Annotated in this window: 25 protein-coding genes and 1 pseudogene; 11 read left to right on the top strand and 15 right to left on the bottom strand. The window is 60.4% G+C overall.

The genetic code is table 11. From position 1 onward, the window contains the following. Position 1: 1 nt before the first annotated feature. Positions 2-631 carry a LysE family translocator gene (locus RS887_RS25545; protein WP_322617554.1) on the bottom strand — a complete coding sequence of 210 codons (630 nt, stop codon included), beginning with the start codon at positions 629-631 and terminating at the stop codon, positions 2-4. Positions 632-776: 145 nt separating this feature from the next. On the opposite strand from RS887_RS25545, the gene RS887_RS25540 reads away from it, so the two are divergent. Then, positions 777-1,250 carry an Lrp/AsnC family transcriptional regulator gene (locus tag RS887_RS25540; protein WP_007969928.1) on the top strand — a complete coding sequence of 158 codons (474 nt, stop codon included), beginning with the start codon at positions 777-779 and terminating at the stop codon, positions 1,248-1,250. 122 nt (positions 1,251-1,372) lie between these two features. On the opposite strand, the gene lpdA is transcribed toward RS887_RS25540, so the two are convergent. Beyond that, positions 1,373-2,773, bottom strand: coding sequence for a dihydrolipoyl dehydrogenase (lpdA, locus tag RS887_RS25535; RefSeq protein ID WP_322617553.1), 1,401 nt, complete (start codon positions 2,771-2,773; stop codon positions 1,373-1,375). Positions 2,774-2,987: 214 nt separating this feature from the next. Between lpdA and RS887_RS25530 the strand changes: the two genes are divergently transcribed. From RS887_RS25530 to cfaB, 5 genes are all read left to right on the top strand, one after another. Next, positions 2,988-4,946 carry a protease modulator HflK gene (locus RS887_RS25530; RefSeq protein ID WP_322617552.1) on the top strand — a complete coding sequence of 653 codons (1,959 nt, stop codon included), beginning with the start codon at positions 2,988-2,990 and terminating at the stop codon, positions 4,944-4,946. After that, a complete protein-coding gene (locus RS887_RS25525) occupies positions 4,943-5,983 on the top strand; it encodes a protease modulator HflC (protein ID WP_322617551.1) in 1,041 nt (346 codons plus the stop codon). The genes RS887_RS25530 and RS887_RS25525 overlap by 4 nt, the downstream gene beginning before the upstream one ends. Further along, the gene (locus RS887_RS25520; protein ID WP_322617550.1) at positions 5,980-7,038 is read left to right on the top strand and encodes a protease modulator HflK; all 1,059 of its coding nucleotides are present in this window, start codon (positions 5,980-5,982) and stop codon (positions 7,036-7,038) included. Before RS887_RS25525 ends, RS887_RS25520 begins: the two co-directional genes overlap by 4 nt. Next, positions 7,035-8,945 (top strand): heavy metal translocating P-type ATPase, encoded by a 1,911-nt coding sequence (locus RS887_RS25515; protein ID WP_322617549.1) that lies wholly within the window; start codon positions 7,035-7,037, stop codon positions 8,943-8,945. Before RS887_RS25520 ends, RS887_RS25515 begins: the two co-directional genes overlap by 4 nt. A 219-nt stretch (positions 8,946-9,164) precedes the next feature. Next, on the top strand, positions 9,165-10,349 hold the full coding sequence (gene cfaB / locus RS887_RS25510; protein WP_322617548.1) for a C17 cyclopropane fatty acid synthase CfaB: 1,185 nt from the start codon (positions 9,165-9,167) through the stop codon (positions 10,347-10,349). On the opposite strand, the gene cls is transcribed toward cfaB, so the two are convergent. Continuing rightward, complete coding sequence (cls, locus tag RS887_RS25505; protein ID WP_322617547.1) at positions 10,346-11,785, bottom strand: cardiolipin synthase; 1,440 nt, start codon at positions 11,783-11,785, stop codon at positions 10,346-10,348. The genes cfaB and cls overlap by 4 nt on opposite strands. Positions 11,786-11,917: 132 nt before the next feature. Between cls and RS887_RS25500 the strand changes: the two genes are divergently transcribed. Beyond that, complete coding sequence (locus RS887_RS25500) at positions 11,918-12,439, top strand: DUF3617 domain-containing protein (protein ID WP_085716144.1); 522 nt, start codon at positions 11,918-11,920, stop codon at positions 12,437-12,439. 96 nt (positions 12,440-12,535) lie between these two features. Here the strand turns inward: RS887_RS25500 and RS887_RS25495 are convergent, their stop codons facing one another. From RS887_RS25495 to RS887_RS25455, 9 genes and pseudogenes are all read right to left on the bottom strand, one after another. Beyond that, positions 12,536-13,414, bottom strand: coding sequence for a His/Gly/Thr/Pro-type tRNA ligase C-terminal domain-containing protein (locus tag RS887_RS25495; protein ID WP_322617546.1), 879 nt, complete (start codon positions 13,412-13,414; stop codon positions 12,536-12,538). A gap of 31 nt (positions 13,415-13,445) precedes the next feature. After that, a pseudogene (locus RS887_RS25490) lies at positions 13,446-14,781 on the bottom strand (dihydroorotase). 2 nt (positions 14,782-14,783) lie between these two features. Next, complete coding sequence (locus RS887_RS25485) at positions 14,784-15,344, bottom strand: carbonate dehydratase (protein WP_322617545.1); 561 nt, start codon at positions 15,342-15,344, stop codon at positions 14,784-14,786. Continuing rightward, positions 15,341-16,216, bottom strand: coding sequence for a metal ABC transporter substrate-binding protein (locus tag RS887_RS25480; RefSeq protein WP_322617544.1), 876 nt, complete (start codon positions 16,214-16,216; stop codon positions 15,341-15,343). The genes RS887_RS25485 and RS887_RS25480 overlap by 4 nt, the downstream gene beginning before the upstream one ends. 11 nt (positions 16,217-16,227) lie before the next feature. Beyond that, entirely contained in the window at positions 16,228-17,094 is an 867-nt protein-coding gene (locus RS887_RS25475) for a metal ABC transporter permease (protein WP_322617543.1), read from the bottom strand. After that, positions 17,094-17,762, bottom strand: a complete 669-nt coding sequence (locus RS887_RS25470; protein ID WP_322617542.1) for a metal ABC transporter ATP-binding protein — start codon at positions 17,760-17,762, stop codon at positions 17,094-17,096. Before RS887_RS25470 ends, RS887_RS25475 begins: the two co-directional genes overlap by 1 nt. Further along, complete coding sequence (gene folE2 / locus RS887_RS25465) at positions 17,759-18,655, bottom strand: GTP cyclohydrolase FolE2 (protein WP_322617541.1); 897 nt, start codon at positions 18,653-18,655, stop codon at positions 17,759-17,761. The genes RS887_RS25470 and folE2 overlap by 4 nt, the downstream gene beginning before the upstream one ends. A 47-nt stretch (positions 18,656-18,702) precedes the next feature. Continuing rightward, positions 18,703-18,834, bottom strand: a complete 132-nt coding sequence (locus RS887_RS25460; RefSeq protein WP_322617540.1) for a hypothetical protein — start codon at positions 18,832-18,834, stop codon at positions 18,703-18,705. A gap of 24 nt (positions 18,835-18,858) precedes the next feature. After that, on the bottom strand, positions 18,859-19,236 hold the full coding sequence (locus RS887_RS25455; RefSeq protein ID WP_322617539.1) for a glutamine synthetase: 378 nt from the start codon (positions 19,234-19,236) through the stop codon (positions 18,859-18,861). A 142-nt stretch (positions 19,237-19,378) separates the two neighbouring features. Between RS887_RS25455 and zigA the strand changes: the two genes are divergently transcribed. Then, on the top strand, positions 19,379-20,584 hold the full coding sequence (gene zigA / locus RS887_RS25450) for a zinc metallochaperone GTPase ZigA (RefSeq protein WP_322617538.1): 1,206 nt from the start codon (positions 19,379-19,381) through the stop codon (positions 20,582-20,584). A gap of 15 nt (positions 20,585-20,599) precedes the next feature. Here the strand turns inward: zigA and RS887_RS25445 are convergent, their stop codons facing one another. After that, positions 20,600-20,956 carry an NADH:ubiquinone oxidoreductase gene (locus RS887_RS25445; protein WP_322617537.1) on the bottom strand — a complete coding sequence of 119 codons (357 nt, stop codon included), beginning with the start codon at positions 20,954-20,956 and terminating at the stop codon, positions 20,600-20,602. 27 nt (positions 20,957-20,983) lie between these two features. Here RS887_RS25445 and RS887_RS25440 point away from each other — a divergent pair, with 27 nt between their 5' ends. Continuing rightward, positions 20,984-21,955, top strand: coding sequence for a CobW family GTP-binding protein (locus tag RS887_RS25440; protein ID WP_322617536.1), 972 nt, complete (start codon positions 20,984-20,986; stop codon positions 21,953-21,955). Positions 21,956-21,959: 4 nt separating this feature from the next. On the opposite strand, the gene RS887_RS25435 is transcribed toward RS887_RS25440, so the two are convergent. Next, the gene (locus RS887_RS25435) at positions 21,960-22,373 is read right to left on the bottom strand and encodes a DUF3301 domain-containing protein (RefSeq protein ID WP_085716156.1); all 414 of its coding nucleotides are present in this window, start codon (positions 22,371-22,373) and stop codon (positions 21,960-21,962) included. 118 nt (positions 22,374-22,491) lie between these two features. On the opposite strand from RS887_RS25435, the gene pdxY reads away from it, so the two are divergent. Continuing rightward, positions 22,492-23,364, top strand: coding sequence for a pyridoxal kinase PdxY (gene pdxY / locus RS887_RS25430; protein ID WP_322617535.1), 873 nt, complete (start codon positions 22,492-22,494; stop codon positions 23,362-23,364). A gap of 112 nt (positions 23,365-23,476) precedes the next feature. Here pdxY and RS887_RS25425 read toward each other — a convergent pair whose 3' ends face one another. Then, positions 23,477-23,959 carry an acyl-CoA thioesterase gene (locus RS887_RS25425; RefSeq protein WP_007934430.1) on the bottom strand — a complete coding sequence of 161 codons (483 nt, stop codon included), beginning with the start codon at positions 23,957-23,959 and terminating at the stop codon, positions 23,477-23,479. Between the two features lie 287 nt (positions 23,960-24,246). Between RS887_RS25425 and RS887_RS25420 the strand changes: the two genes are divergently transcribed. Beyond that, positions 24,247-26,016: a cation:proton antiporter gene (locus RS887_RS25420; RefSeq protein ID WP_322617534.1), complete on the top strand. Its 1,770-nt coding sequence runs from the start codon at positions 24,247-24,249 to the stop codon at positions 26,014-26,016. Positions 26,017-26,034: the final 18 nt, after the last annotated feature.

Here is a 26,034-nt window from a genome sequence, read left to right as displayed (position 1 = left end):
TTCAGGCCTGTTGCACAAAGGTCAGCCGTACGGCGAAACCGATCAACAGGCTACCGAACAACCATTGTTGCAGGCGCTGGGCTGAGGGGCTGCGTTGCAGCCAGCGGCCGAGCGCTGCGCCGACCAGGGCGTAGGCGCTGTCGAACAGCAAACCGACACTGACCAGCACTACGCCCAACGTCGCGAATTGTCCGAGCACCGGCCCAGACTGTGGGTCGATGAATTGTGGCAGCAGCACCGAGCAGAACAGCAGTGCCTTGGGGTTGAGCAGGTTGGTCAGCAGTCCGCGTCGGATGGCGGCGCCCCAGCGCGGTTTTTCGCCGGTTGTGTCGGCGCCGGTGAGGCTCGGCAGCATCGTGGTTCGCAGGCACTGAATGCCGATCCACAGCAAGTACGCGGCGCCTGCCAGGCGCACCACATCGAAGGTCCAGGGCGCGGCCTTGAACAGTGCCGCCAACCCCAGTGCCGCCAATGCCACATGGCAACCCCGGGCGATGCCCAACCCCACGGCCGTGGCCAATGCGGCGCCTTTGCCCTGGCGGGCACCGGTCTGCAACAGCAGGATCATGTCAGGCCCCGGCAACAGATAGACCACCGCCAGCGCCATGAAAAACAGCCAGAGCCCCTGCATGTTGCACCCCATTCGTTGTCGATTCGGTCGTACCAGTCTAGGGCTGGAGGGCGGGGCAGGTGCTTGCGTTTTTCGCTTCTATCGGTGGCTGTATTGGCATAATCTGCCACTTATTCGCACTTTAACCATCAGGATCTGCCAAGCCATGAAACTCGATGCCTACGACCGCAAGATTCTCGCCGCGCTGCAACGGGATGGCCGCCTGAGCAATGTGCAACTGGCAGACGAGATCGGCCTGTCTGCATCGCCTTGCTTGCGCCGGGTGCGGATGCTTGAAGAAGCGGGGGTCATTCGCGGCTACCAGGCCAATCTGGATCGCGATGAAGTGGGGTTGGGGCTGACGGTGTTTGTCGGGGTCAAGGTCGAGCGTCACAATGACGAACAAGCCGAAGCCTTTCGCCTGGCGGTGACGGCATTGCCCGAGGTCATTTCGGCGTTTCTGGTGTCAGGGGAGTCGGATTTTCTGCTGCAGGTGGTGGTACCGGACTTGCGTGCCTATGACCGGTTTCTCACCGGGCGTTTGTTGAAGTTGCCGGGTGTGAGCGACATCCGCAGCAACTTTGCGATTCACACGGTGAAGGCGCCGGGGGCGTTGCCGCTGGAGCATTTGCCTCTTTAAACCGAGTTGCCTGCCTTCGCGAGCAAGCCCGCTCTCACATTGGTTTTGTGAACGCCGCAGATCAACTGTGGGAGCGGGCTTGCTCGCGAAGGCGGTGGCTCAGTCACCGCCAGTCTTTTGTCTTACATCTGCGTCGCCATCCCCTCCACATTCATCGCCGCCTGACGCAAGGCCTCGGAGCGTGTCGGGTGGGGGTGGCAGGTCAGGGCGATGTCCTCGGCCGAGGCGCTGAATTCCATGGCCACGCAATACTCGCCAATCATTTCACTGACGCTCGGGCCAACCAGATGCACGCCGAGGATTTCGTCCGTGCGCTCGTCGGCCAGCACTTTGGCGAAGCCTTCGGTTTCGTGGTTGATCTTCGCCCGACTGTTGGCGGTAAAGGGAAATTTGCCGACCTTGTACGCCCGGCCTTCCGCCTTGAGCTGCTCTTCGGTCTTGCCCACGCTGGCCAGCTCCGGTTTGGTGTAGACCACACTGGGGATCAGGTTGTAATTGACCTCGCCAGCCTTGCCGACGATCTGCTCGACACAGGCCATGGCTTCGTCCTCGGCCTTGTGGGCGAGCATGGGGCCCGAGGTCACGTCACCAATCACCCAGACCCCGGCGGCTTCGGTGCGATGTCCCTTGTTGGCGAGCATGCCGCGCTTGTCCGTGGCGAGGCCGACGTTCTCCAGGCCCAGGCCCTTTGTATAAGGTCGGCGCCCGATGGCCACCAGCACGTAATCGGCTTCCAGCAACTCAGCGGCACCGCCTGCGGCAGGCTCGATGCTGAGCTGCACCCCGGTGGCGGAGCTGGTGGCGCTGGTCACTTTTGAACTCAGCTTGAAACTCAAGCCTTGCTTGCTCAGGGAGCGCTGCAGGGTTTTGCCGGCTTCGAGGTCCACGCCGGGGCAGATTCGGTCGAGAAACTCGACCACCGTCACCTGCGCCCCAAGGCGCCGCCATACCGAACCCAGCTCCAGGCCGATCACGCCGGCGCCGATCACCACCAGATGTTTGGGCACTTCGGTCAGCGCCAGGGCGCCGGTGGAGTCGAGGATGCGTTTGTTATCGATGTCCACGCCGGGCAGGGGCGTGGGCTCGGAACCGGTGGCGATGATGATGTCCCTGGCGCTCAGTGCGGTCTTGCCGCCGGCACTATCGGTCACCGTGACTTTGCCCGGTCCGTCGATGTGGCCCCAGCCTTTGATCCAGTTGACTTTGTTTTTGCGGAAAAGAAACTCGATGCCCTTGGTCAACCCGGTAACGCTTTCATCCTTTTGCTTCATCATCTGGGCGAGGTGGAGCACCGGTTTGACTTCGATCCCCAGATTGGCGAATTCCGCGCCCATGGCCGCGTCGTACAGTTCGGAGGCATGCAGCAACGCCTTGGAGGGCATGCAGCCGACGTTCAGGCAGGTGCCGCCGAGCGTGGCGCGTCCTTCCACGCAGGCGGCTTTCAGACCCAGTTGTCCGGCGCGGATCGCCGCGTTGTAACCGCCGGGGCCACCGCCGAGTATCACGACGTCATAAGTGCTCATGGATGTACTCCTGGATCGAAAGGGAAAGAGATCGGTAAAAGTAGTTCCTGCATAAAATTACGAACGTAATATGTGCGTACTCCAGCATTTCGGTCAAGGCTTCAGGTAAGCGACAGGCTGGGCATCTTTAGATGGCGCGCTTGTGTACGGAAATTTCACCATTTTCGTTATATCGTAACGAATAGCCATGTAAGCGAAGACACTCTGGGGTGGTATGCAAGTCGATCTCGATGTTGATGAAACGCCGTTAGCCGGGTTGCCGCGCTTTCAGCAGGCGTTCATTCAAGGGCGGCGTTTACGCCAGTTCGCCATCGGTGCGGGCGTTCTCGCGACGGTGGGCGTGTTGCTGGCGTTGTTTGCCGGGCTGTTTACGTCGCAAACATTGTGGCCAGCGTTGTTGCTGAACCTGAGCATGGCGTTTGTGGTGTTGATGGCGGGGTTGCAATCGGCCAGATGGGTAGCGCAGTGGCGTGCCAGCGCAATGAATCCCGTGGTGGCGGAGGTCGTTGTCGACGAGCCTGTCGCGCCTTCGGGGTGGTATGAACGCGTGCTGGACCGCATCAGCCGGCAATCGCAGCATCTGCTCGGGCAAATCGGGGCGCCGACGCTGTGGCTTGGCGGCTGGGCAATGTTGGCGGTATTGGGCGTCGAACAGGCCTGGAACCTTGCGTTGCCCCCGGCAGCACTGGGCCTGGCGGCCACTGTCGGGGCGGCGTGTTCATTGCTGTTGGCGTTCGGCCTGTTGGTGATGGAGCGCCATCTGGCGCAGGAAAACACCGCGCAATGGCCTGAAGCCGCTGCGCTGGCGCAATTGACGCGTGTGGTGATCATCAGCCTGGTACTCGGTGCGTTTTGTCTGTTGTTTGCCGATGAAACCTCGGTATGGCCCGTACGTCTGGCGGTGTTGATCGGACTGCTGCCGGGGCTGGTGGCGGCCGAACTGTTGCTGCGCGCGGTGTTGTCATTGTTCAGCCCGCGTCGCGAACGCCTGGAGCCGGAGCTGCTGGCGCGCAGCTTTGTCGCTGACATGCTGCGCTGGCCACCCCAGCCATTGCTGGCGTTGCAGCACGAATTGCATAACCGTTTCGGTATCGATCTGCGGCAGATCTGGGCCTTCACTTACATGCGTCGGGCGTTCCTGCCGGTGCTGGCGGTGGTTGCGCTTGTGGGCTGGTCACTGACCGGCATTCACGAAATTGCGCTGCAGGGGCGTGGCATCTACGAGCGATTCGGCAAACCAGTGGAAGTGTTTGGTCCCGGTTTGCATGTCGGCTTGCCTTGGCCATTGGGCCGGGTGTTGAGCGTCGAGAATGGCGTGGTTCACGAACTGGCCACCAGTGTTGGCGAAACCTCGGCCCCCGTTCAGGCCGACCCTGCTGAAGGCCCGGCCCCGGCGGTTGCCAATCGCCTGTGGGACGCCAGCCATGTGAACGATAAATCCCAGGTGATCGCCAGCAGCCGAGCCGACAAGCAGAGCTTTCAGATCGTCAACATGGACGTGCGTTTCGTCTATCGCATCGGTCTGAGCGATGAGGCGGCGTTGGCCGCGACCTATAACAGTGCCGATGTGCCGATGTTGATTCGCAGCACCGCCAGCCGGATCCTGGTTCACGATTTCGCCTCGCGCACCCTCGACGGTTTGCTGGGCGAGGACAGGGTAGGGCTGGCTGAAGAAATCGGCCGAGCCGTTCAGTCTGACCTGCAAAAACTCGACAGCGGCGTGGAAATCCTTGCCACGGTGGTCGAGGCGATTCACCCGCCGGCCGGCGCCGCCAACGCCTATCACGGTGTGCAAGCAGCGCAGATTGGCGCACAAGCCTTGATCGCCCGGGAGCGCGGCGCCGCTGCCGAGGCCACCAATCAGGCGCAGTTGCAGGCCAGCATCGCCCGGGATCAGGCGACGGCCAGCGCCCGTGAAATCAATGCTGGCGCCGAGGCTGCGGACCTGAAATTCAACGCCGAGCAAAAAGCCTATGCCAGCGCTGGCCAGGCCTTCGTGCTGGAGCAGTATTTCAGTCAGTTGTCCCAAGGTTTGGCTAACGCCAAATTGTTGATTCTCGATCATCGACTGGGCGGCAGCAGCAATGCGCCGACCATTGACCTCCGTACGTTCACGCTGCCGGTTGACCCTGCGCCGTCGCGTAAAACCGTTCAGCCAGGAGCTGCCAATTGAGCCAGTCCCATACGCATAATCACGATGACCATGCCGGCCACGATCACGGCCATGGCGGGCACCACCACCACGGCCATCACCATCATCACGGCGATCCCCAAGAGGCCGGCCCATTCCCATGGCGTCGCATGGGCTGGGCTGCATTGCTGGTGGCGTTTGCGGTCGCTGCTGCAAGCCTGGTGCAGGTTCGCTCGGGGGAGGCCACGGTGATCACACGCTTCGGCAATCCATCGCGGGTATTGCTGGAACCGGGGCTAGGCTGGCGCTGGCCGGCACCGTTCGAGGCGGCGATCCCGGTGGATCTGCGGCTGCGCACCACGTCCAGCGGTTTGCAGGATGTCGGTACCCGGGACGGTTTGCGCATCATCGTCCAGGCCTACGTGGCGTGGCAGGTACAGGGCGATCCAGACAACGTGCAACGTTTCATGCGCGCGGTGCAGAACCAGCCCGATGAAGCCGCGCGGCAGATTCGCACCTTTGTCGGCTCTGCACTGGAAACCACCGCCAGCAGTTTTGATCTGGCGAATTTGGTGAACACCGATGCCAGCCAAGTGCGCATTGCTGATTTCGAAGCGCAACTGCGCAAGCAGATCGACCAGCAACTGCTCACCACTTATGGCGTGCGCGTGTTGCAGGTCGGTATCGAACGATTGACGCTGCCATCGGTGACGCTCACCGCGACCGTCGACCGGATGCGCGCCGAGCGTGAAACCATTGCCACTGAACGCACGGCCATCGGCAAACGTGAAGCCGCGCAAATTCGTTCCGCCGCCGAACGGGATGCACGAATTGTGCAGGCCGATGCCACCGTGAAAGCAGCGGATATCGAAGCGCAATCGCGGGTCGAAGCGGCGCAGATTTATGGTCGTGCCTATGCGGGATCGCCGCAGCTCTACAACCTGCTGCGCTCGCTCGACACCCTGGGCACGGTGGTGACGCCGGGAACCAAGCTGATTCTGCGCACCGACGCCGCACCGTTCCGGGTGTTGGTTGACGGTCCGCCGAGCCTCGACAACAAGTCCGGATCGCAGCCATGAGTTTGGTTCCACGTGGAACAAATGAGTTGAGCAGCCCCTGGATTCAGGCCGGGCGCTTGGCGTTTCTGGCCTTGTATGCGGTGACAGTATTGGCGGCATTGGCCTGGGCGTTTTCCAATGTGCGGCAGATCGATCCGCAAAATCGCGCAGTGGTTTTGCATTTTGGTGCGCTGGATCGCATTCAGAATGCCGGGCTGTTATTGGCCTGGCCGCAACCGTTCGAGCAGGTGATTTTGTTGCCGGCGGCGGATCGGGTGATCGAACGTCGAGTGGAAAGTCTGTTGCGCAGTGGTGCCGCGATGCAGGCAGATCGTGTGGCCAGTTTTGCCACGCCCATCAGCGATACCCTCGCCGGTTCCGGCTATCTGTTAACGGGGGATGCCGGTGTGGTGCAACTCGATGTGCGGGTTTTCTACAAAGTCACCGAGCCCTACGCGTTCGTGCTTCAGGGCGAGCATGTGTTGCCGGCTCTGGATCGTCTGGTGACCCGCAGCGCGGTCGCGCTCACGGCCGCCCAGGATCTGGACACCATCCTGGTCGCCCGTCCGGAATTGATCGGTGCCGATAACCAGGCGGCGGAACGACGCGAGCGTTTGCGAGGAGATCTGGTGCAGGGCATCAATCAACGGCTGGCCGAACTCACTGCAACCGGGCAAGGCCTGGGGATCGAAGTGGCGCGGGTGGATGTGCAATCGAGCTTGCCCGGTCCAGCGGTGAACGCTTTCAACGCGGTACTGACGGCCAGCCAGCAAGCCGATAAGGCCGTCGCCAATGCACGCACCGAAGCCGAGAAACTGACGCAGGCCGCCAACGAACAAGCCGACCGTACGCTGCAAGTGGCCCATGCCCAGGCGAGCGAACGACTGTCCAAAGCCTCGACTGATACCGCCACAGTGCTGAGCCTGGCCAAGGCACAGCAGCAGGGGACTGACCCGCAAATGTTGCTGCGCATCTATCGCGAGCGGATGCCGAAAATTCTCGGCCAGGCCGGCTCGGTCACGACGGTCGATCCCAAAGACGATTCCCGTCTGATCATTCAGGGAGCTGCACAATGACCGCTCAAACCGCTGCCGTACCGAGCCTGCTGTCTTCGGCCGAACAGCGCCGCGCCGCACGCCAGTTGACCCTGGCCATGCTCGCGTTGGGCCTGCTTGCGCTGGGCCTGATCTGGCGATGGCTGGCGCCGGAGCAGACCGGTGTCAGTCAGCTACTGCTGGGTTTTGCCTCATTGCTGGTCGCCGTGCCGGTCATGCGCTCAGCCTGGTACAGCCTGCGTTATCCAAGCCTGCACGGCATCACCGATCAATTGATTGCCCTGGCCATGCTGGGTGCCTGGGCCACCGGCGATCTGCTGACGGCGGCGCTGTTGCCGATCATCATGATTTTCGGCCACGTGCTGGAAGAGCGTAGCGTGATCGGCTCCCAGGAAGCGATTCACGCACTGGGCAAACTGACCCGCAGTCACGCACGCAAGATTCAGGCGGACGGCTCCATCATCGAAGTCGACAATGGCACGCTCAAGGCCGGCGACCTGGTCGAGGTGCGCGCCGGGGACCGGGTGCCGGCGGATGGCCGGGTGTTGTCCGGTCAGGCCAGTCTGGACACCGCCTCCATTACCGGCGAGTCGGTACCGATGGAGGCAGGCGTCGGCATGTCGGTGTTCGGTGGTGCGATCAACCTCGATGGACTGCTGCGAATCGAAGTGACCCGCACCGGCCAGGAATCGACCCTCGGCAAAGTCATCGCCCTGATGCAAAACGCCGAGCGTTCGAAGCCGCCGATCACTCGTCTGCTGGAGCGTTACGCTGGTAGCTATATGGTGCTGGTGTTGTTGCTGGCCGCCGTGACCTGGTTTATCACCAACAACGCTCAGGCGATGCTCGCGGTGTTGGTCGCAGCCTGTCCTTGCGCACTGGTGTTGTCGGCACCGGCCACGGCGATTGCCGGGGTGGCCGTAGCGGCGCGCCATGGGATTTTGATTCGCAGTTCCGCGTTCCTTGAAGAGTTGGCGGACCTTACTTCTCTGGTGGTCGATAAAACCGGGACGCTGACTTTCGGCACCTTGCGCCTGCAATCGATGGACAGTCCGCTTGAGGATCGCAGCCATGTCCTGAAACTGGCGGCCAGCCTCGGTTCGGCCAGCAGTCACCCGGTCAGCCGTGCGCTGGCGGGGTTGGTGACCCAGGAGCATTTCCTCCTGCTTTCTGACATTCACGAACGCCAGGGCCTGGGCGTGGTAGCGATGACCGGGCAGGGCGAGGCAGCGCTCGGCCGGCCGGAGTTGTTTGCGCAACTGGGCGTCAGCACAACGACGGTTCCCGATCACGACGGTCCGATTGCAGGGTTGGCGCTCAACGGTGAGTTCCTCGCGTGGCTGTTGCTGGCTGACAGCGTCAAACCCGAGGCACAGTTCGCCTTGAGCGAGTTGCGTGACCTTGGACTGGGGCGCCAGTTGTTGCTCACCGGTGACCGGCACAGCGTGGCGCAAACGCTCGCCCGGGATGTCGGGATCAGTGACGTTGAAGCGCAGGCGCTGCCCGAAGACAAACTCAACCGCGTGCTCAAGGAGATCGATAGCGGCTTCCGGCCAATGGTGGTCGGCGATGGCATCAACGACTCATTGGCCCTCAAGGCCGGTGTGGTCGGTGTGGCCATGGGCGCCGGCGGTGCAGACATCGCCCTGGCATCGGCGGACATCGTGCTGATCGGCAGTGACTTGCGCCGCCTCGGCACCTGCGTGCGCTTGAGTCGTCAGTGCCGCCAGACGCTGCAGGTCAATGTGATCATCGGACTGGGCTGGACCCTGGCGATCGTGGCCTTCGCCGCGTTCGGCTGGCTTGGCGCTGCCGGGGCGATGATTGCCGCGTTGCTGCATAACCTCAGCACCTTGTTGGTGTTGGGCAATGCCGGTCGTTTGCTGCGGTTCCAGGAGCCACTGCTCAAACTCAAGGACGAAGCCTGAAGGCAAATGCTCTAAACCGGGTAATCGCGGGGACTTCAACTTTTTAGAACTGTGCGCCCGGTTCGTAGTCATTGAAGATGAGGGCACATCATTTTGTGCGTTCGCGGTGGCAGGTTCTGGCGTCGCGAATCATTGAAAACGGCTATTAATTCGATAGCCAGCTATTTTTCAAAGATGGTCTACCCTCTGTTTAGACGTCTGAAACAAGGGGGATTCTCCATGCTCGTGCATCTTCCACCGGCCTTACAGAATCTGCAGTTACCGCTTCGCCTGAGACTCTGGGATGGCCATGAATTCAATCTGGGGCCGACGCCCAGTGTCACGATTGTGGTCAAGGACCCACAAATGGTCACCCAGTTTAACCATCCAAGCCTGGATGCTCTTGGCGCTGCATTTGTCGAAGGCAAACTTGAGCTTGAAGGCTCCATCAGCGATGTGATCCGCGTCTGCGATGAATGGAGCCAGGCGTTGCTGGATGAAGGCGACGACAATCAGCCGGTTCGTAGCGCCCACGACAAAGAGATGGACGCCAAGGCGATTTCCTACCACTACGACCTTTCCAATGCGTTCTATCAGCTGTGGCTCGACAGCGACATGGCATATTCCTGCGCCTATTTCGAGACCGGCAGCGAATCCCTGGAACAAGCCCAGCAAGCCAAGTTCCGTCATTTGTGCCGCAAGCTGCGCCTGCAGCCCGGCGAATATCTGCTGGATGTGGGTTGCGGTTGGGGCGGATTGGCGCGTTACGCGGCTCGAGAATTTGGCGCGAAAGTGTTCGGTATCACCCTCAGCAAGGAGCAGTTGGCCCTGGCCCGGGAACGCGTAAAAGCGGAAGGCCTGGAGGACCTGGTCGAACTGCAACTGCTCGACTATCGCGATCTGCCGCAGGATGGCCGTTTCGATAAAGTGGTCAGCGTCGGCATGTTCGAACACGTCGGCCACGCCAATCTTGCCGAGTACTGCAAGACCCTGTTCGGTGCAGTGAAAGAGGGCGGCCTGGTGATGAATCACGGGATCACCGCCAAATACACCGATGGCCGTCCGGTAGGACGCGGTGCCGGTGACTTTATTGGAAAATATGTGTTCCCCAATGGCGAGCTGCCGCACCTGTCGATGATCTCTGCCGAGATCAGTGAGGCCGGGCTGGAGATCGTCGACGTCGAGAGCTTGCGCCTGCACTACGCACGTACGCTCGATCACTGGAGCGAACGCCTGGAAGACAACCTCGAAGCGGCCTCCAGACTCGTACCGGAACAAGTCCTGCGCATCTGGCGGCTGTACCTGGCTGGTTGCGCTTACGCGTTCGCCCGCGGCTGGATCAACCTGCATCAGATTCTTGCCGTGAAGGCCCACGCTGATGGCAGTCATGAACTGCCATGGACCCGGGACGATATCTACCTCTAGAGAATCGGTGAAATCAGCCGGGCGACTCGCATGCCGAGCTGCTGGACGCGGCGGGTCTCCCGGCTTTCTTCTTTGGCGATTTCGTGGGCGTTGGCAAAGTCATCGTTGAGCATCTGTTCCACCTTGGCGGCGAACGCGCTGTCGACGGTCAGCAACATCACTTCGAAATTCAGCCGGAACGAACGGTTGTCCAGGTTGGCGCTGCCGATGGCGCTGATTTCGCTGTCGATCAACACCACTTTCTGGTGCAGGAACCCGGGTTCGTAACGGAATACCCGTACTCCGACGCGCACCGCTTCGAAGGCGTAGAGGCTGGAGGCGGCGTAGACGATTCGGTGGTCGGGCCGGGACGGCAACAGCAGGCGAACATCCACTCCGCGCAGTACCGCCAGGCGCAACGCCGCGAACACGGCTTCGTCGGGGATGAAGTACGGGCTGGTAATCCAGACCCGCTCTGTCGCTGCGTGGATGGCCTCGACAAAGAACAGTGAACAGGTTTCGCAGGCATCGGCCGGGCCGCTGGCGAGTAACTGGCACAGCACGCCGCCTTCCGGATAAACCTCGGGCAGGATCAGCGGCGGCAGTGCACGAGCCGCCCAGAACCAGTCTTCGGCGAAAGACTCCTGCATGCACGCCACCACTGGCCCGCGCACTTGCACGTGGGTATCGCGCCAAGGGGCCAGGGGCGGTTTTTCGCCCATGTATTCGTCACCGACGTTGTGCCCGCCGACGAAACCGAGAATGCCGTCCACCACCACGATCTTGCGGTGGTTGCGAAAGTTCACCTGAAAGCGATTGAGCCAGCCACTTCGGGTGGCGAAGGCTTTGACCTCGACCCCGCCATCACGCAAGGCCTGCACGTAGCCGTGGGGCAGGGAGTGGCTGCCGATTCGGTCATACAGCAGGTAAATCGCCACGCCTTCGGCGGCTTTCTTCAACAGCAGAGATTGCAGGCGTTGGCCGAGGCGGTCGTCGTGAACGATGAAAAACTGAATCAGCACGGCTTCTTTCGCCTGGCTGATGGCCTCGAAAATGGCCTCGAATGTCGACTGACCGTTGATCAACAGCCGCATCTCGTTATTGGCCAGGCAAGGCATGTGTCCGAGCTTGGGCATTGCTCTGAGTGAGGCGTAGGCGGCAGAAGCGCGGGCGGTGAGTGCTTCTTCCACCCAGGGTCGCCAGTTGAGTTCGGAGACGGCCTTGCGCATTTCCTCGTTGGCCTGCCGCCGGGCCTTGATATAGCCATCAAAGGTGCTGCGGCCGAACACCAGGTAGGGGATCAGCGTGAGGTAAGGGATGAAAAGCAGCGACAGGGCCCAGGCGATCGAGCCTTGGGCGGTACGGACGGTCAACACGGCGTGTATGGCCGCGATCATGCCCAGCGAGTGCAGCAGGGCGATGGTATAACCGAAAATATGCGGTCCGAAATAATCCATGGGGGCTGTCTTGCTCCTGGAGATTCAGTGCTTAACAGACCATGTTCCGTGCAGAATGTCGCTAATTAATTGGCCCATGAACCGAACCGCGTGGCCGACGTCTAACGGCCACTACTGATCAGGAGTTACTCGATGAACGTTCGTCTGCTGGGTTTGGCCATGGCATTTGGGTTGGCACTTCCTGTTGCGGCTCACGCGCAAATGCTGCAGCCAGGATTGTGGGAGTTGACCACGAGCAACATGAAGGTCGATGAGCAGAATATGCCGGACCTGCAATTGATCCTCGGTCAGCTTCAGAGCCAGATGACCCCTGAGCAGCGCGCACAGCTGGAAAAGCAGGGCATCACCATGGGGGGCAAAGGGATCCGGGCGTGCCTGACCCCGGAGCAGGTCAAGACCGATAACATTCCGCTGACCGATCCGCAGTCGGGCTGCAAGCAGGAAATCACCGACCGTTCCGGCAATCAGTGGAAATTCCGCTTCAGCTGCCCGAGAGCCCAGGGTGCGGGCGTGGCGACATTCGTCAGTGATCGCGAATTCACCACCAAGGTCAACGGGACTTTCAACGCCACCGGCATTCAGCAGAAAGGCAGTCTCGAATCCCGCGCCGTCTGGTTGGGGCAGGATTGCGGCACAGTGAAGCCAAGAGCTTAAAAGCTTCGCGAGCAGGCTGCTCCCACAGGGGATTGGTGATCGACACACAATCACTGTGGGAGCGAGCCTGCTTGCGAAAGCGTCCCCACAGCCTGCCTAAATCCCGGGCCGACTCAACCATTCACACGCCGCCTCGACGGCCATCCGGCCAAAATCCTCCCCCGTGCGACTGCGCACACTGACAAACCCCCCTGCCTGCTCTTTTTCGCCAACCACCACCAGGTACGGCACGGTCTGGCTGTGCTGGCGAATCTTGTAGCCGACCTTTTCGTTACGCAGGTCGGCCTTGGCACGCACGCCCCGTTGGCGCAAGGATTCGGTCACTGCTTGTGCATAACTCGCCTGACGGTCATCCATGCTCACGACGACCACGGAGGGTGGAACGCGCCAGTGTTGCAGTTCCTGGTGACTGGACCAGCAGGTGCCGTAGATCCGTTGTTGCAACGTGCCGCTGATGTGATCGAGGGCAAAGGCCTGCAAGACTTTGGTGGTGGGGACATGCGGTCCATGGCTCTGGTATTCGGTGTCTCCCAGGCGGTACAGCGACATTGCTTCTCGCGGTAGCCGACGACGGATCGAGTGATTGGTCGCGGCCAGCGATTGCATGCGCGCTTCGATGAGGGGCAGGTCTGCCGGGGTCAGCGGTCGCTCGACTGTAAACTCGTAAAAGAAACCGTCACCCAATTCCTTGCCCGCGCGCATTTGCGCATGGGGGTGCAGTTGCTTGACCGCCATGGCCAGCATCAATGCACAGGAGCGGCGCAGGATCTCCAGGCCGTCCGGTTCCCGAGGGGTGACAATGCTGACCCGGGCATCCGCCTCGATCATGTATTCGCAGTCCACCAGTACACCATTGACTCGGCCCGCTACGGCCGCGCTGGCCAGTTCGGGGCCGATGCTGGCGGCCACCTCGTGTACCGACAGCGGCTGGTCGTACTCACGCAATGAACCATCGGGCAGGGTGATCTGGATCATGGTCGGCGTACTCAGGTGCTTCTAGCGAGCGTTATCGCATAAACCGTAGGGGCAAACCCTGGCAGCTGTCATTAAGACGTTTGTCGTGCCAGGCCAGTTGCCCCGACACGATCGTGGTGCTGACGCTGTGCCGAAAGCTCCGGCGGGCGAAGGGTGTCCAGCCGCATTGCGACAGGACAGGTTGCGTGGAAACGGCAACGCCGCCCGGTTCGGGCTTGATCAGCACCAGATCTGCAATAGCCTTCTCGAAGATAACCGCGATCGGGAATGGCGAATAGATCGGCGACACGGTGGCTGGTTTTAGCCACGAGCGTGGTGATCGGCAAAATCTGCTCCGCGACCAGCTCCAGCAACGCGGGCAACGCATGTTGCACCAGCGGCAGACCGGACGGTGCCCGCCAGTAAGGCTGCTGCTTTTCCGACCAGGTGTGCGGCGCGTGGTCGCTGCCAATGATGTCCAGCCGGTTGCTCGACAGTGCCTGGCGCAAGGCATCGCGGTCAGCTTGTGTCTTGATCGCCGGGTTGCATTTGATCAGGTTGCCCAGGTCAGGATAGTCGCGGTCATCGAACAGCAGATGATGCAGGCAGACTTCAGCGGTGATGCGTTTGTGGGGCAGTGGTTTGTCTTCGAACAAGGCCAGTTCCCGAGCCGTTGTCAGGTGCAGGACGTGCAGGCGGGTGCCATGCTTTCTCGCCAGGTCGATCGCCATTGATGATGAGCGAAAGCACGCCTCGGCATCGCGGATCAGTGGATGAACGGCGGGTGGAGCAGACTCGCCAAGGTGTTCCCTGAGTTTGGCGGCATTGGATTCAATGCTGGGCGTGTGTTCGCAGTGGGCCAGTAACAGGGTCGGCACGTCGGCGAATAGCCGTTCGAGAATGCGCGGATCGTCCACCAGCATATTGCCGGTGGAGGCGCCCATGAACACTTTCACCCCGGCCACTTCGCAGGGCTTGAGCGCGGCGACGATGTCGAGATTGTCGTTGCTCACGCCGAAATGAAAGCCGTAGTTGGCCACGGAGTTGATCGCCGCGTGGCGCTTCTTGTCGGCCAGTGCCTCTAGGGTCAGGGTCGGTGGGCAGGTGTTCGGCATGTCCATGAAGCTGGTGATGCCTCCCGCCACCGCAGCCCGGGACTCGGTGAAGATGCTGCCCTTGTCGGGCGCGCCGGGATCACGAAAATGCACCTGATCATCGATCATGCCGGGTAGCAGCCATTGGCCCTTGGCATCGATTTCCACGTTGGCGTTTTCATCGTGGATGCTACCGGCGATTTTCACGATACGGCCGTTGCTCACCAGCAGATCGCCCTCGAACTCATGGCCTTCGTTCACCAGCCGGGCATTGCGAATCAACACGCTGCTCATGGTCAGAACTCGTTTTGCAGGGCTTTGTAGCCACGTACCAGATCGACGTTGGTGCGCGCCACGTCTTCGGAAAACTCCGAAGCACTGACGCTCACCGGCGGATACTGCGAGAGGTCGGTGTTGGGACCGATCCGGGTGGTGGAAGGCACGTAAAAGGCTGCAGGCAGGTCACGCCCATCAACCACCGAGTTGTGCCGTACCACGCAACCGTCACCGACCACGCAGTTGAACAGCACGCTGTTGAAGCCGATGAACACTCGATTGCCGACGGTGCAGGGGCCATGCACGATCGAGCGGTGGGCGATGGAACTGAATTCGCCGATGGTCACCGCCGCACCGGATTTGGAGTGGATCACCACGCCGTCCTGGATGTTCGAGTTGGCGCCGATGGTGATCGGCAGCATGTCACCTGAGTCATCGACTTCATCAGCGCGGATCACGGCATAGGGGCCGACGAACACGTTCTCGCCGATCACCACTTTGCCGCAGATGATTGCCGTTTTGTCGACGTAGGCCGACTCGGCAATCAGCGGTAAATCGCCGGAAGGATTCTTGCGGATCATGGTTTGCTCAGCGCGTTGTACAGGGTGTTGAGGTTGTATACGAACAACCCGGTGAAGGTGCTGGCCGGACCGCTCGCGGCAAGGGCATCGGAGTACAGCGTGCCGCCGATCTGCGCGCCGCTTTCATCGGCGATCTGCTTGAGCAGGCGGGCGTCCTTGATGTTTTCCATGAACACCGCCTTGACCTTGGCCAGACGAATCTGGGTGATCAGTGCCGCCACTTCGGCGGCCGAAGGTTCGCGCTCAGTGGACAGGCCTTGAGGCGCCATGAACTCGATGCCGTAGGCTTGGCCGAGATAACCGAAGGCGTCATGGGACGTCACGATCTTGCGGTTGCCCGGTGGCAGTGAGCCGAGTTTGGCCTTGGCTTCGGCGAGCAGGGCGTAGACCTGTTTCAGGTACGCCTGGCTGTTGCGCTCATAGTCGGCGGCGTTCGCCGGGTCAGCGGCGATCAGCGCCTTGGTGATGTTGGCGATATACAGTTCGGTGTTCGCCAGGTTATGCCAGGCATGCGGGTCGGGAACGGTTTCGCCGTCTTCATCCAGGCTCCGCGGTATGACTCCGTGGCTCGCGCTGATGACCGGCGCCCGGGTCTCGGTACTGGTCACCAGGCGATCCAGCCAAGGCTCGAAACCGAGGCCGTTCTTGATGATGAGCCTGGCCTTGAGCAGCGCTTTGGCGTCGTCCGGTGTCGGCTCGTACGTGTGGGCATCCGCGTCCGGGCCGACCATGTTGGTGATCTGGATATGATCCTTGCCGACCTGACGGGTCATGTCGGCAAGGATGCTGAAGCTGGTGACCACCTGAAGTTTCTCGGCGGCAGACAGCGACATCGACCCCATCAAACAGAACAGTACGAGTAAAGCGCGCATCGATTGGCACCTCATTGGGATGTGAGCAAAGGCGGGCGGCGCAGCAAGCCGTGCACCGGTCCGAACACCACGGACAACAGATACCCGGCGCCTGCGACCAACACGATTGCCGGGCCACTGGGCAGCGAGTAGTAGAACGAGATCAACAGACCGAGCCACACCGAGAGGCTTCCGAGCAACGCGGCGATGACGATCAGTACTGGCAAGCGGCGACTCCAGAAACGTGCCGCAGCGGCAGGCAACATCATCAAACCGACCACCATCAACGCGCCGATTGCCTGGAAACCGATGACCAGATTCAACACCACCAGCGTCAGGAACACGCCGTGGGCCAGTGGCCCGAGTCGGCTGACGGTTTGCAGAAAAAGCGGGTCCAGGGTGTCGAGCAGCAGTGGTCTGTAGATCAATGCCATGGCCATCAGACTCAGGCCCGAGACCCAAAGCATGCCGCTCAAGGTGGGCCCATCGACCGCCAGTGCCGAGCCAAACAGCAGGTGCAACAGGTCCAGGCGTTTGCCGGCGATGCCGAGAATCAGTACGCCACTGGCCAGGGAAATCGGGTAAATCGCCGCGAGGCTGGCGTCCTCTCGCAAGCCGGTGCGTCGGGTAATCCAGGCAGCGAGGCCCGCCATACTCAGGCCGGCTCCGAGGCCGCCGATGGTCAATGCCGGAAGGCTCAACCCGGCAAACCAGAAACCCAGCGCCGCACCGGGGAGGATGCCGTGGGCGACGGCATCGCCGATCAGGCTCATGCGCCTGAGGATCAGGAACACCCCCAAAGGCGCCGTGCTGCATGCCAGGACCAAACCACCGAGCAGCGCCCGACGCATGAACACGAACTCGTGGAACGGTTGCCAGAGATGCGCTGCAGCGATCATCAGGCCACCTGCGATTGAGGTTGTTGGCGGATCAGTTCGGCGCTCGGGCCGAATACACAACCGCTGCTTTTGATCAGCAATGTGTGTGGGATGTGCTCGCGGACCGCGGCGAGGTCGTGGCACACGACCACCTGCGTCCGGCCTTCGAGGTGCCACTGATGCATGTGTTTCCAGAGCAATGCCTGGCCGAGTTCATCGAGGGCCGCGTGGGGTTCATCGAGCAACAGCAAGGGCGCTTCGGTCAGGCTTAATCGGGCGAGCAGGGCGCGTTGTAATTCACCGCCGGAGAGGGCCATCAAGGGGCGATCTTCGAGGCCGTTCAGGCACCAGTTTTCGAGGACGGCTTCCAGTCGTTGGCTGCGGACTTCCGCTGATTGTCTGTTGCCCCAGAAACCGGCGGCGACCAATGCCTGAAGGCTGATCGGGAATTGCCTGTCCAGCTGTTGTTGCTGAGGCAGGAACGACACACCGCCCCTGCGTGGAACACCCAGACGTACCTTTCCGGCCAAGGGTTGCTGCAGGCCAGCGATGACCTTTAACAGGCTGCTTTTACCGGACCCGTTCGCACCGATGATGGCGGTCAGGCTGCCCTCCGGCAGTTCGAAGTCCAGCGCTGGCGTGAGTGGCTGTCCCGGCGCACCCCAGCGCAAGGCGTGGCAACCAATCATGGGGCCTCCCAGTTGAATCGGCTTTCGGCTACGGCGTCATGGGCATGGAGGCTTTCGGCGTGGATCACACGAATGTGGAAGGCATTGATGCCCGCGGAACGTTTCAGGGCCAGATTCAAACGGCGTGCGGCGTCTTCGCAGAACATCAGGTTCTGACCGTTGGCCAGGGCGAAGGCTTGTTCGTCAGCGCGCTTTACCGCTGTTTGAACGGCGGTGCCGAGTGCGGCTTCGGCGTCGTTGATGACGGCGATCAGAGGCAACTCATCCAGGAAATCAGCCAGCCGTATGCGTAAAGTTGCGCTGCTGCGTTGGCTGTGAGGTGTGGCGACGATGCCGTTTGTGGAACCGAGCCACGCTAAAACGTCTGCGTGTTGCAGCGGTTTGTTGGCGAAATCATCGACGAATTGCTGCTGAATCAGCTGTCGAGAAAGGGCCGCAGAACACGGACAGGTTGAGGAATAAGGCAGGTCGATTTTTAGTTCCACGTGGAACATCGCGTTTTTCAACCGCGCTTCGATGCTCGCCGGATAGCTTTTCCAGCCTGCCAATGGGCTGATCAGCGCCGGCCTTTTCAGCAGCACGTCGGCGTGAATGGTTAAGTGAGCGCTGCTGGACAGCCCTTCGTGGCTCTCAAGAAAGCGCTGCAAAACCCGCCGCATTAAAGCCGGTGAAAGGCTTTCCTGCTCCAACAACTCAAGCGCCAGATAGAGCCGTGACATGTGAATGCCGCGCGCATTGCCATCGTCGAGGCTCACGCCGGCATCGGCCTTTGCATTCAATCGTTGGCCATCAAACAAAAAAGGAAGAGCAATGCCGCACATGCCCACCCACTCCAGTGGCAGGGCTTGGCGTGAGGCCTGCGCGGCGATATCCGGCAGAGTCAGCGCATTCATGAGCAGGTCCATCGTGGGAGTTGATTTGATATGTTATATCATAACAATTAAGTCGACGATGCCTTTTTCATGAGCGGGCCTTCATCGACCTCAGTGGCGCCAGCCTCGGCGGTGATTTCAGTCAGTTGGCCCTGGGCAGTACCGTACTTGGCAGCCTGGCGGGTATCACCACGTTGCATCAGAAACGCGTGGAGCAGGCAGGCCTAACAGCCAGCGATCCGACTGCAGGTGAACTTGGCGCTGCTGCCGCCGGAGCTGGAAAACCGGTTGATCGTGGTCCAGCCGACGCGCTGGTTGTAGCCAACCCAGGCCTCGCCATCGGAAGCGATACCAGTGAAGAACGTAAGCTGGCCGTAGCGGCTGTTGGTCTGCGCCCAATAGCGTTTTCCGGCGGTTTCGAACCCACGCAGATAGATCGTGCTTCCAGCGGTGTTGACGCTGTAGGCGTTGCCATCCGCATCCACGCAGGCCAGCAGGTTGGCGCTACTGGTGCACCTGGCCAGGCTCGGGACCTGGGCCAGCGCGTCGGCAGCCACCAGCAGGGACAGCATGATCAATGCGGGTTTAAGGGCGTTGCGCATGAGCTTTCTCACGAGGGGAGCGGCGTTCAGCATCCTGTCCTTTGCTCTGTTGAGCAAGAGGGGATAGTTTATTTGCGTTGTTACAGTATAACATTATGTAAGCCCGACACAGCGACCGGGCATCCCTGTGAGGAATATGCAGATGTCCAATCGACTCCCCGTGACCGTTCTCTCCGGCTTTCTTGGTGCCGGAAAAAGTACACTTCTTAATTACATACTACGTAATCGCGATGGGTTGCGGGTTGCGGTCATCGTCAACGATATGAGCGAAATCAACGTCGATGGCACCGAAGTCCAGCGCGATGTCAGCCTTAATCGGGCTGAAGAACGGTTGGTGGAAATGAGTAACGGGTGTATTTGCTGTACGTTACGTGAAGATTTGCTGGAGGAAGTGAGTCAGCTCGCCAAGGAGGGGCGCTTCGACTATCTGTTGATCGAGTCCACCGGTATTTCCGAACCGCAGCCGGTGGCGGAAACCTTCACCTTCCGCGATGAAGACGGCCAGAGCCTCAACGACATTGCGCGTCTGGACACCATGGTCACGGTGGTCGATGGCATGAACTTCCTACTCGATTACCAGGCTGCCGAAAGCCTTGCCTCCCGAGGCGAAACGCTTGGGGAAGAAGACGAGCGTTCGATTACCGATCTGCTGATTGAGCAGGTCGAGTTCGCCGATGTGATTTTGCTCAGCAAGGTCGACTTGATCAGCAGTCACCAACGCGAGGAACTGATCGCCATACTTGAACGGCTCAACGCCCGGGCGGAAATCATTCCGATGGCGATGGGCGAAATCCCCTTGAACAAAATTCTCAACACCGGTCGTTTCGACTTCGAAAAGGCGGCCCAGGCACCGGGATGGTTGCAGGAACTGCGCGGCGAACACGTGCCGGAAACCGAAGAGTACGGCATTGCGTCCAGCGCTTACCGGGCTCGGCGGCCGTTCCACCCACGGCGGTTCTTCAGCTTCATCGACGGTCCCTGGGACAACGGCAAGCTGCTGCGCTCCAAGGGCTTTTTCTGGCTGGCGAGCAAACACATGGACGCCGGCAGCTGGTCCCAGGCCGGTGGCTTAATGCGCTATGGTTTTGCCGGGCGCTGGTGGCGTTTCGTACCGAAAAACCAATGGCCGCAGGACGCGGAAAGTACCGCCGGGATCATGAAAAACTGGACCGCCGACAGCGGGGACTGTCGCCAGGAACTGGTATTCATCGGCCAGAACATCGACTTCACGCAGCTCACGGCCGAACTGGACGCCTGCCTGCTGACCGATGAGGAAATGGCGCTGGGCGTTGAGGGCTGGGGTTTGCTGCCTGATCCATTCGGCCCCTGGTACGAAGAGGCTGCCTGATCCTCTATGGGGGCTTCAAGGCTTGAGCCAGGTGCCCTGGCTTCGGGTCTCGCAGTACGGCTGTAAATACGCCGCGTCAGTGGCAACGCCGTAATAGTGAATATCCTGTCGGTAGGGCATATTGGCGACTTGGGCGTTGCTGCAGATACTAAATGCGCTGCCGGGGCATTTATCGACATACTGCACCTCGACTTTCTGCCCCGCCAGGTTCGGCTGGCAGAAGCCATCGGCGAAGAGTTTTGGCGGGATGTTGCGGTTCTGCTGGCAAACCTGGACATCAAGTCGTTCGGCCTGGCTGTGAACCACACAAGCCTGGGCCAGCGCCTCGCCTGAAACGAGTGCCAGGAGCAACGACAAGCCAATCAACCGCATCCATTACCTCCTTAGAAATCATCGACCATGCTGCAGAACATCCCCACTCATGTCATTGCCGGCCCGTTGGGCGCCGGCAAGACCAGCCTGATCAAACACCTGCTGGCCCAGCGTCCGGCTGGCGAGCGGTGGGCAGTGTTGATCAACGAGTTTGGCCAGATCGGTCTCGACGCTGCGCTCCTGACCCGGGACGTCGATGGTATCGCACTGGGCGAAGTGGCCGGGGGCTGCTTGTGTTGCGTCAACGGTGCACCGTTTCAGATTGGTCTTGGGCGTTTGTTGCGCAAGGCACAGCCGGATCGGCTGTTCATCGAGCCCTCAGGGCTGGGGCATCCTGCACAGTTGCTCAGGCAATTGAGCGAAGCGCCGTGGCAAGGCGTGTTGGCTGTTCAGCCTTGTGTGCTGGTGCTGGACGCCCGGGCACTTGCGGCTGGCAAACCGCTGCCGCAGGCGCAACAGCAAGCGCTGAGCCATGCGGGATTGTTACTGTTGAACAAATCTGAAGGTCTCGAAGAAGAAAGTCGCCAGCGAGTTGCCGAACTATTGCCTCCGGTTCCTCTGTACTGGACGCAACAGGCGGTTTTACCCTTGAGCGAGTTGCCCGGGCTGAAAGCCAAGGCGCTGGAAGGTGTGGATAACTTCGTCGTACCCAAGGGATTGGCGCAGTTGCCGGCCGTCTGGACCGATCACGCGTTGCCCATCTGCTTGAGTCAGGAGCAGGACGGTGGCTGGAGCATCGGGTGGCGCTGGCATTCGAGCCAGGTGTTTGATGCCGCCCTGGTCTGCCGCTGGCTTGAAAGCCTTGGCTGGAGGCGGGCGAAGCTGGTTATCCACAGTGTCGAAGGGTGGGTCTCGGTGAATGCGGTGGATAACTCGGTGCTGGACTGGCGGCCCAGTGAATGGCGGCAGGATTCGCGTATCGAGCTGATTTTCAGTGAGCCGCAGAATTCAGAAAAACTGCAGAGTGAGCTGGCAGCGTGTCGATCCGAACCGGGTTAATGGCTCAAGGTCGCCACTTGGTATGTTCCTGACGCCACTGGCTCAGCTCGATCACTTCAGCGCGAGGTTTCACCACCTCGACCGGAGGTTCGGTTTCGTCGAATGGAACCGGGTAGGGCGCCAGCTCAATCTGTGCGCTGTGAGCGCCGAACTGGGTGATGGTGCCGTTGTGGCGGGTTTCACCGGTCACGGTGAATTCGAAGTTGTACACGCGGGCCAGGCGTCGCCGACCACTGGCATCCCTGATGAACGCGATTCTTTTCAAGGCCACGTTGCCGTCCAGCAATTCGATCCCGAGTTTGCTGCAATGCTGTTTGACCCGCTCCAGCGCGCGCTCGCGCAAGCCGTGGTTGTGCCAAAGCCATGCGCCGGCAGTGGCGAAAAGCATCAGCACGAATATATTTCCAAGGGTCAGCATCACAGGGTGCTCCAACAAGATAGTGTCAGCTTAACTGCGTCGCTGGTCTGTCGTACAGGCTGCGTTTAGTCGCATACTGCGCGGCTAGAATTTCAATCGTTTTACGGAAATCCACCGCATGAAACGTACACCGCATTTGCTCGCTATCCAGTCCCATGTGGTATTTGGTCACGCCGGCAACAGTGCCGCGGTTTTCCCGATGCAACGGGTCGGGGTGAATGTCTGGCCGCTCAACACCGTGCAGTTCTCCAATCACACCCAGTACGGTCAGTGGGCCGGTGAAGTGCTGGCACCGCAGCAGATACCGGATCTGGTCGAAGGCATCGCGGCGATTGGCGAGTTGGGCAACTGCGATGCGGTGCTCTCCGGTTACCTCGGCAGTGCGGCCCAGGGCCGGGCGATCCTGACGGGGGTGGCGCGGATCAAGTCGATGAATCCCAAGGCGCTGTACCTGTGTGACCCGGTCATGGGGCATCCGGAGAAGGGCTGCAGTGTTCCGGCGGAAGTCAGTGATTTTCTGCTGGAAGAGGCCGCCGCCGTGGCGGACTTCATGTGCCCGAACCAGCTGGAGCTGGACAGCTTCTCCGGGCGCAAGCCGCAATCGCTGTTCGATTGCCTGGCCATGGCGCGTGCATTGTTGGCGCGCGGCCCGAAAGCGGTGCTGGTCAAGCATCTGGACTACCCCGGTAAACCGGCAGAGGTCTTCGAAATGCTGCTGGTGACGGCCGAAGGCAGCTGGCATTTGCAGCGCCCGTTGCTGGCGTTTCCACGTCAACCGGTGGGTGTGGGCGATCTGACGTCCGGGTTGTTCCTGGCGCGTGTGCTGTTGGGAGACAGCCTGGTAGCCGCGTTCGAGTTCGCGGCGTCGGCAGTGCATGAAGTGCTGCTGGAAACCCAGGCGTGTGCCAGCTACGAGTTGGAACTGGTTCGGGCTCAGGACCGGATTGCCCATCCGCGGGTACGGTTCGAGGCAACCTCGATCAGCCTCTGATTCAGCGCTGCCCCAATCGCGAGCAGGTTCGCTCCCACAGGCATAGCGCTAACCTTGTGGGAGCGAGCCTGCTCGCGATAGCGGTCTGAAGGTCGCTAAAGAACGGCCTGCCTCAAGCGTCGCCCTTGATTTCCTGATAGCGCTTTTCCAGTTCCTGGCGAATCTGCCGGCGCTGCTGGGCCTGCATATAGCGGCGCTTGTCTTCGCTGTTCTGCGGTTGCAGCGGTGGTACCGATGCAGGTTTACGCTGGTCATCCACCGCAACCATGGTGAAGAAGCAACTGTTGGTGTGACGCACCGAGCGCTCGCGGATGTTCTCGGTCACCACTTTGATACCCACCTCCATGGAGGTATTACCGGTGTAGTTGACCGAGGCGAGAAAGGTCACCAGTTCGCCGACATGGATCGGCTCACGGAAAATGACCTGGTCCACCGACAGAGTCACCACATAGCGGCCGGCATAACGGCTGGCGCAGGCGTAGGCCACTTCGTCGAGGTATTTGAGCAGGGTGCCGCCGTGAACATTGCCAGAGAAGTTGGCCATGTCAGGGGTCATCAATACCGTCATCGACAGCTGGGCGTTTCCGGGTTCCATAGCATTCTCACGGGTCAAGGCCAGGTTTGAGGGATGCACCTCTGCGGGTGCCTCAGCGGTTTTTTCAAACCAACAGTTATCGGGACGCCGGGTGCGGAGTCGCCGTCACGCCGGATCGATCTGTTTCCATATATTGCACCGCCTTTCTGCCAGAAGTCGCGGTGTTACCCTGCAAAAAAGCTCTGCCTCAAGGGCATTTCCTACGCGCAATCCAGATTTTTGTTCTGCTCGATCAGACTTTTCCTGCGTCCGGGGATCGAGCAATGCCATCCAGGGAGTCTCACACCATGCATGCCATCAGTTTCATTCAGGATCTGGCAGTGATCATGTTGATCGCAGGTGTGGTAACCGTGGTTTTCCATCGTCTGAAACAACCGGTGGTGCTGGGATACATTGTCGCCGGCTTCATCATTGGCCCGCACACCCCGCCATTCGGCCTGATCCATGACGAACAAACCATCAAGACCCTGGCCGAACTCGGCGTGATATTCCTGATGTTCTGCCTGGGCCTGGAGTTCAGCCTGCGCAAGTTGTTCAAGGTCGGTGCCACGGCATTCATCGCGGCGTTCCTGGAAATCGTGTTGATGATCTGGATCGGCTACGAGATTGGTCGCTGGTTCGACTGGAACACCATGGATTCACTGTTCCTCGGCGCGATCCTGGCGATTTCCTCGACCACCATCATCGTCAAGGCGCTCAACGATCTGAAGTTGAAGAACGAGCGATTTGCACAGCTGATATTCGGTGTGCTGATCGTCGAAGACATTCTGGGCATCGGCATCATCGCGCTACTGTCCAGCATCGCCGTCAGCGGTACGGTCAGCTCCGGCGAAGTGTTTTCTACAGTCGGTAAATTGTCGCTGTTCATGATCGTCGCATTGGTCATCGGTATTTTGATGGTGCCGCGGTTGCTGGCCTACGTGGCCAGATTCGAGAGCAACGAAATGCTGCTGATTACCGTGCTGGGCCTGTGTTTTGGCTTTTGCCTGCTGGTGGTCAAGCTTGAATACAGCATGGTTCTCGGGGCGTTCCTGATCGGCGCGATCATGGCTGAATCCCGGCAACTGCTGAAAATCGAGCGCTTGATTGAGCCGGTTCGCGATCTTTTCAGTGCGATTTTCTTTGTGGCCATCGGGCTGATGCTCGATCCGGCGATCCTGCTTCAATACGCCTGGCCAATCGCCGTAATCTCCGTAGCCGTGGTGCTCGGCAAGATGTTGTCCTGTGGCCTGGGTGCGTTTATCGCCGGCAATGACGGGCGCACTTCGCTGCGAGTCGGGATGGGTCTTTCACAGATTGGCGAATTCTCTTTCATCATTGCGGCACTGGGCATGACGTTGCAGGTCACCAGTAACTTTTTGTACCCCGTGGTTGTGGCGGTATCGGTGATCACGACCTTGCTGACGCCTTATCTGATCCGCGCAGCTGATCCATTGTCGATCAAGCTCGCGGGCGCCATGCCGGAACGCCTGGGGAGGGTGTTGGGGATGTATGGCGAATGGCTGCGCAGCATCCAGCCTCAGGGTGAGGGGGCGTTGCTGGCGTCGATGATCAGAAGGATTTTGCTACAGGTTGGGGTCAACCTGGCATTGGTGATCGCGATCTTCTTCTCGGGTGCGTTCTTCGCCGAACGCATGTCGGCTTACCTGCAAGGCTGGATCAGCGATCCGAGCTGGCAGAAGGCATTGATCTGGGGCGGGGCGTTGTTGTTGTTGTTGTCGCTGCCTTTTTTGATTGCGGCGTACCGCAAGCTCAAAGCACTGTCGATGTTGCTGGCGGAAATGGGCGTGAAGCCGGAGATGGCCGGGCGCCACACGCAGCGAGTGCGCCGGGTGATCGCCGAAGTGATCCCGATCCTGTCGCTGCTGGTGATCTTTTTACTGCTGGCAGCCTTGTCGGCCAGTATTCTGCCGACCAACAAGTTGCTGGTACTGATCGCCGTGGTCGCGGCCGCCGTGGCGGCGCTGCTGTGGCGCTGGTTCATTCGCGTGCACACGCGGATGCAGGTGGCGTTGCTGGAAACCCTCGACAATCACAAAGAGTCGTCCGGGCATTGACCACCTTGCAGCGTTGAC

Origin of the sequence: Pseudomonas sp. BIC9C, assembly GCF_034541995.1 — a bacterium.
Classification (GTDB): Bacteria; Pseudomonadota; Gammaproteobacteria; order Pseudomonadales; family Pseudomonadaceae; genus Aquipseudomonas; species Aquipseudomonas fluorescens_CC.
This window is presented reverse-complemented; position numbering and strand designations above follow the sequence as displayed.

What these genes read in the sequence shown, in the direction of transcription:
- RS887_RS25545 (WP_322617554.1), bottom strand. Translation starts at nt 631, where the DNA reads ATGCAGGGGCTCTGGCTGTTTTTCATGGCGCTGGCGGTGGTCTATCTG.
- RS887_RS25540 (WP_007969928.1), top strand. Translation starts at nt 777, where the DNA reads ATGAAACTCGATGCCTACGACCGCAAGATTCTCGCCGCGCTGCAACGG.
- lpdA (WP_322617553.1), bottom strand. Translation starts at nt 2,773, where the DNA reads ATGAGCACTTATGACGTCGTGATACTCGGCGGTGGCCCCGGCGGTTAC.
- RS887_RS25530 (WP_322617552.1), top strand. Translation starts at nt 2,988, where the DNA reads ATGCAAGTCGATCTCGATGTTGATGAAACGCCGTTAGCCGGGTTGCCG.
- RS887_RS25520 (WP_322617550.1), top strand. Translation starts at nt 5,980, where the DNA reads ATGAGTTTGGTTCCACGTGGAACAAATGAGTTGAGCAGCCCCTGGATT.
- RS887_RS25515 (WP_322617549.1), top strand. Translation starts at nt 7,035, where the DNA reads ATGACCGCTCAAACCGCTGCCGTACCGAGCCTGCTGTCTTCGGCCGAA.
- cfaB (WP_322617548.1), top strand. Translation starts at nt 9,165, where the DNA reads ATGCTCGTGCATCTTCCACCGGCCTTACAGAATCTGCAGTTACCGCTT.
- cls (WP_322617547.1), bottom strand. Translation starts at nt 11,785, where the DNA reads ATGGATTATTTCGGACCGCATATTTTCGGTTATACCATCGCCCTGCTG.
- RS887_RS25500 (WP_085716144.1), top strand. Translation starts at nt 11,918, where the DNA reads ATGAACGTTCGTCTGCTGGGTTTGGCCATGGCATTTGGGTTGGCACTT.
- RS887_RS25495 (WP_322617546.1), bottom strand. Translation starts at nt 13,414, where the DNA reads ATGATCCAGATCACCCTGCCCGATGGTTCATTGCGTGAGTACGACCAG.
- RS887_RS25485 (WP_322617545.1), bottom strand. Translation starts at nt 15,344, where the DNA reads ATGATCCGCAAGAATCCTTCCGGCGATTTACCGCTGATTGCCGAGTCG.
- RS887_RS25480 (WP_322617544.1), bottom strand. Translation starts at nt 16,216, where the DNA reads ATGCGCGCTTTACTCGTACTGTTCTGTTTGATGGGGTCGATGTCGCTG.
- RS887_RS25475 (WP_322617543.1), bottom strand. Translation starts at nt 17,094, where the DNA reads ATGATCGCTGCAGCGCATCTCTGGCAACCGTTCCACGAGTTCGTGTTC.
- RS887_RS25470 (WP_322617542.1), bottom strand. Translation starts at nt 17,762, where the DNA reads ATGATTGGTTGCCACGCCTTGCGCTGGGGTGCGCCGGGACAGCCACTC.
- folE2 (WP_322617541.1), bottom strand. Translation starts at nt 18,655, where the DNA reads ATGAATGCGCTGACTCTGCCGGATATCGCCGCGCAGGCCTCACGCCAA.
- RS887_RS25460 (WP_322617540.1), bottom strand. Translation starts at nt 18,834, where the DNA reads ATGCAACGTGGTGATACCCGCCAGGCTGCCAAGTACGGTACTGCCCAG.
- RS887_RS25455 (WP_322617539.1), bottom strand. Translation starts at nt 19,236, where the DNA reads ATGCGCAACGCCCTTAAACCCGCATTGATCATGCTGTCCCTGCTGGTG.
- zigA (WP_322617538.1), top strand. Translation starts at nt 19,379, where the DNA reads ATGTCCAATCGACTCCCCGTGACCGTTCTCTCCGGCTTTCTTGGTGCC.
- RS887_RS25445 (WP_322617537.1), bottom strand. Translation starts at nt 20,956, where the DNA reads ATGCGGTTGATTGGCTTGTCGTTGCTCCTGGCACTCGTTTCAGGCGAG.
- RS887_RS25440 (WP_322617536.1), top strand. Translation starts at nt 20,984, where the DNA reads ATGCTGCAGAACATCCCCACTCATGTCATTGCCGGCCCGTTGGGCGCC.
- RS887_RS25435 (WP_085716156.1), bottom strand. Translation starts at nt 22,373, where the DNA reads ATGCTGACCCTTGGAAATATATTCGTGCTGATGCTTTTCGCCACTGCC.
- pdxY (WP_322617535.1), top strand. Translation starts at nt 22,492, where the DNA reads ATGAAACGTACACCGCATTTGCTCGCTATCCAGTCCCATGTGGTATTT.
- RS887_RS25425 (WP_007934430.1), bottom strand. Translation starts at nt 23,959, where the DNA reads ATGGAACCCGGAAACGCCCAGCTGTCGATGACGGTATTGATGACCCCT.
- RS887_RS25420 (WP_322617534.1), top strand. Translation starts at nt 24,247, where the DNA reads ATGCATGCCATCAGTTTCATTCAGGATCTGGCAGTGATCATGTTGATC.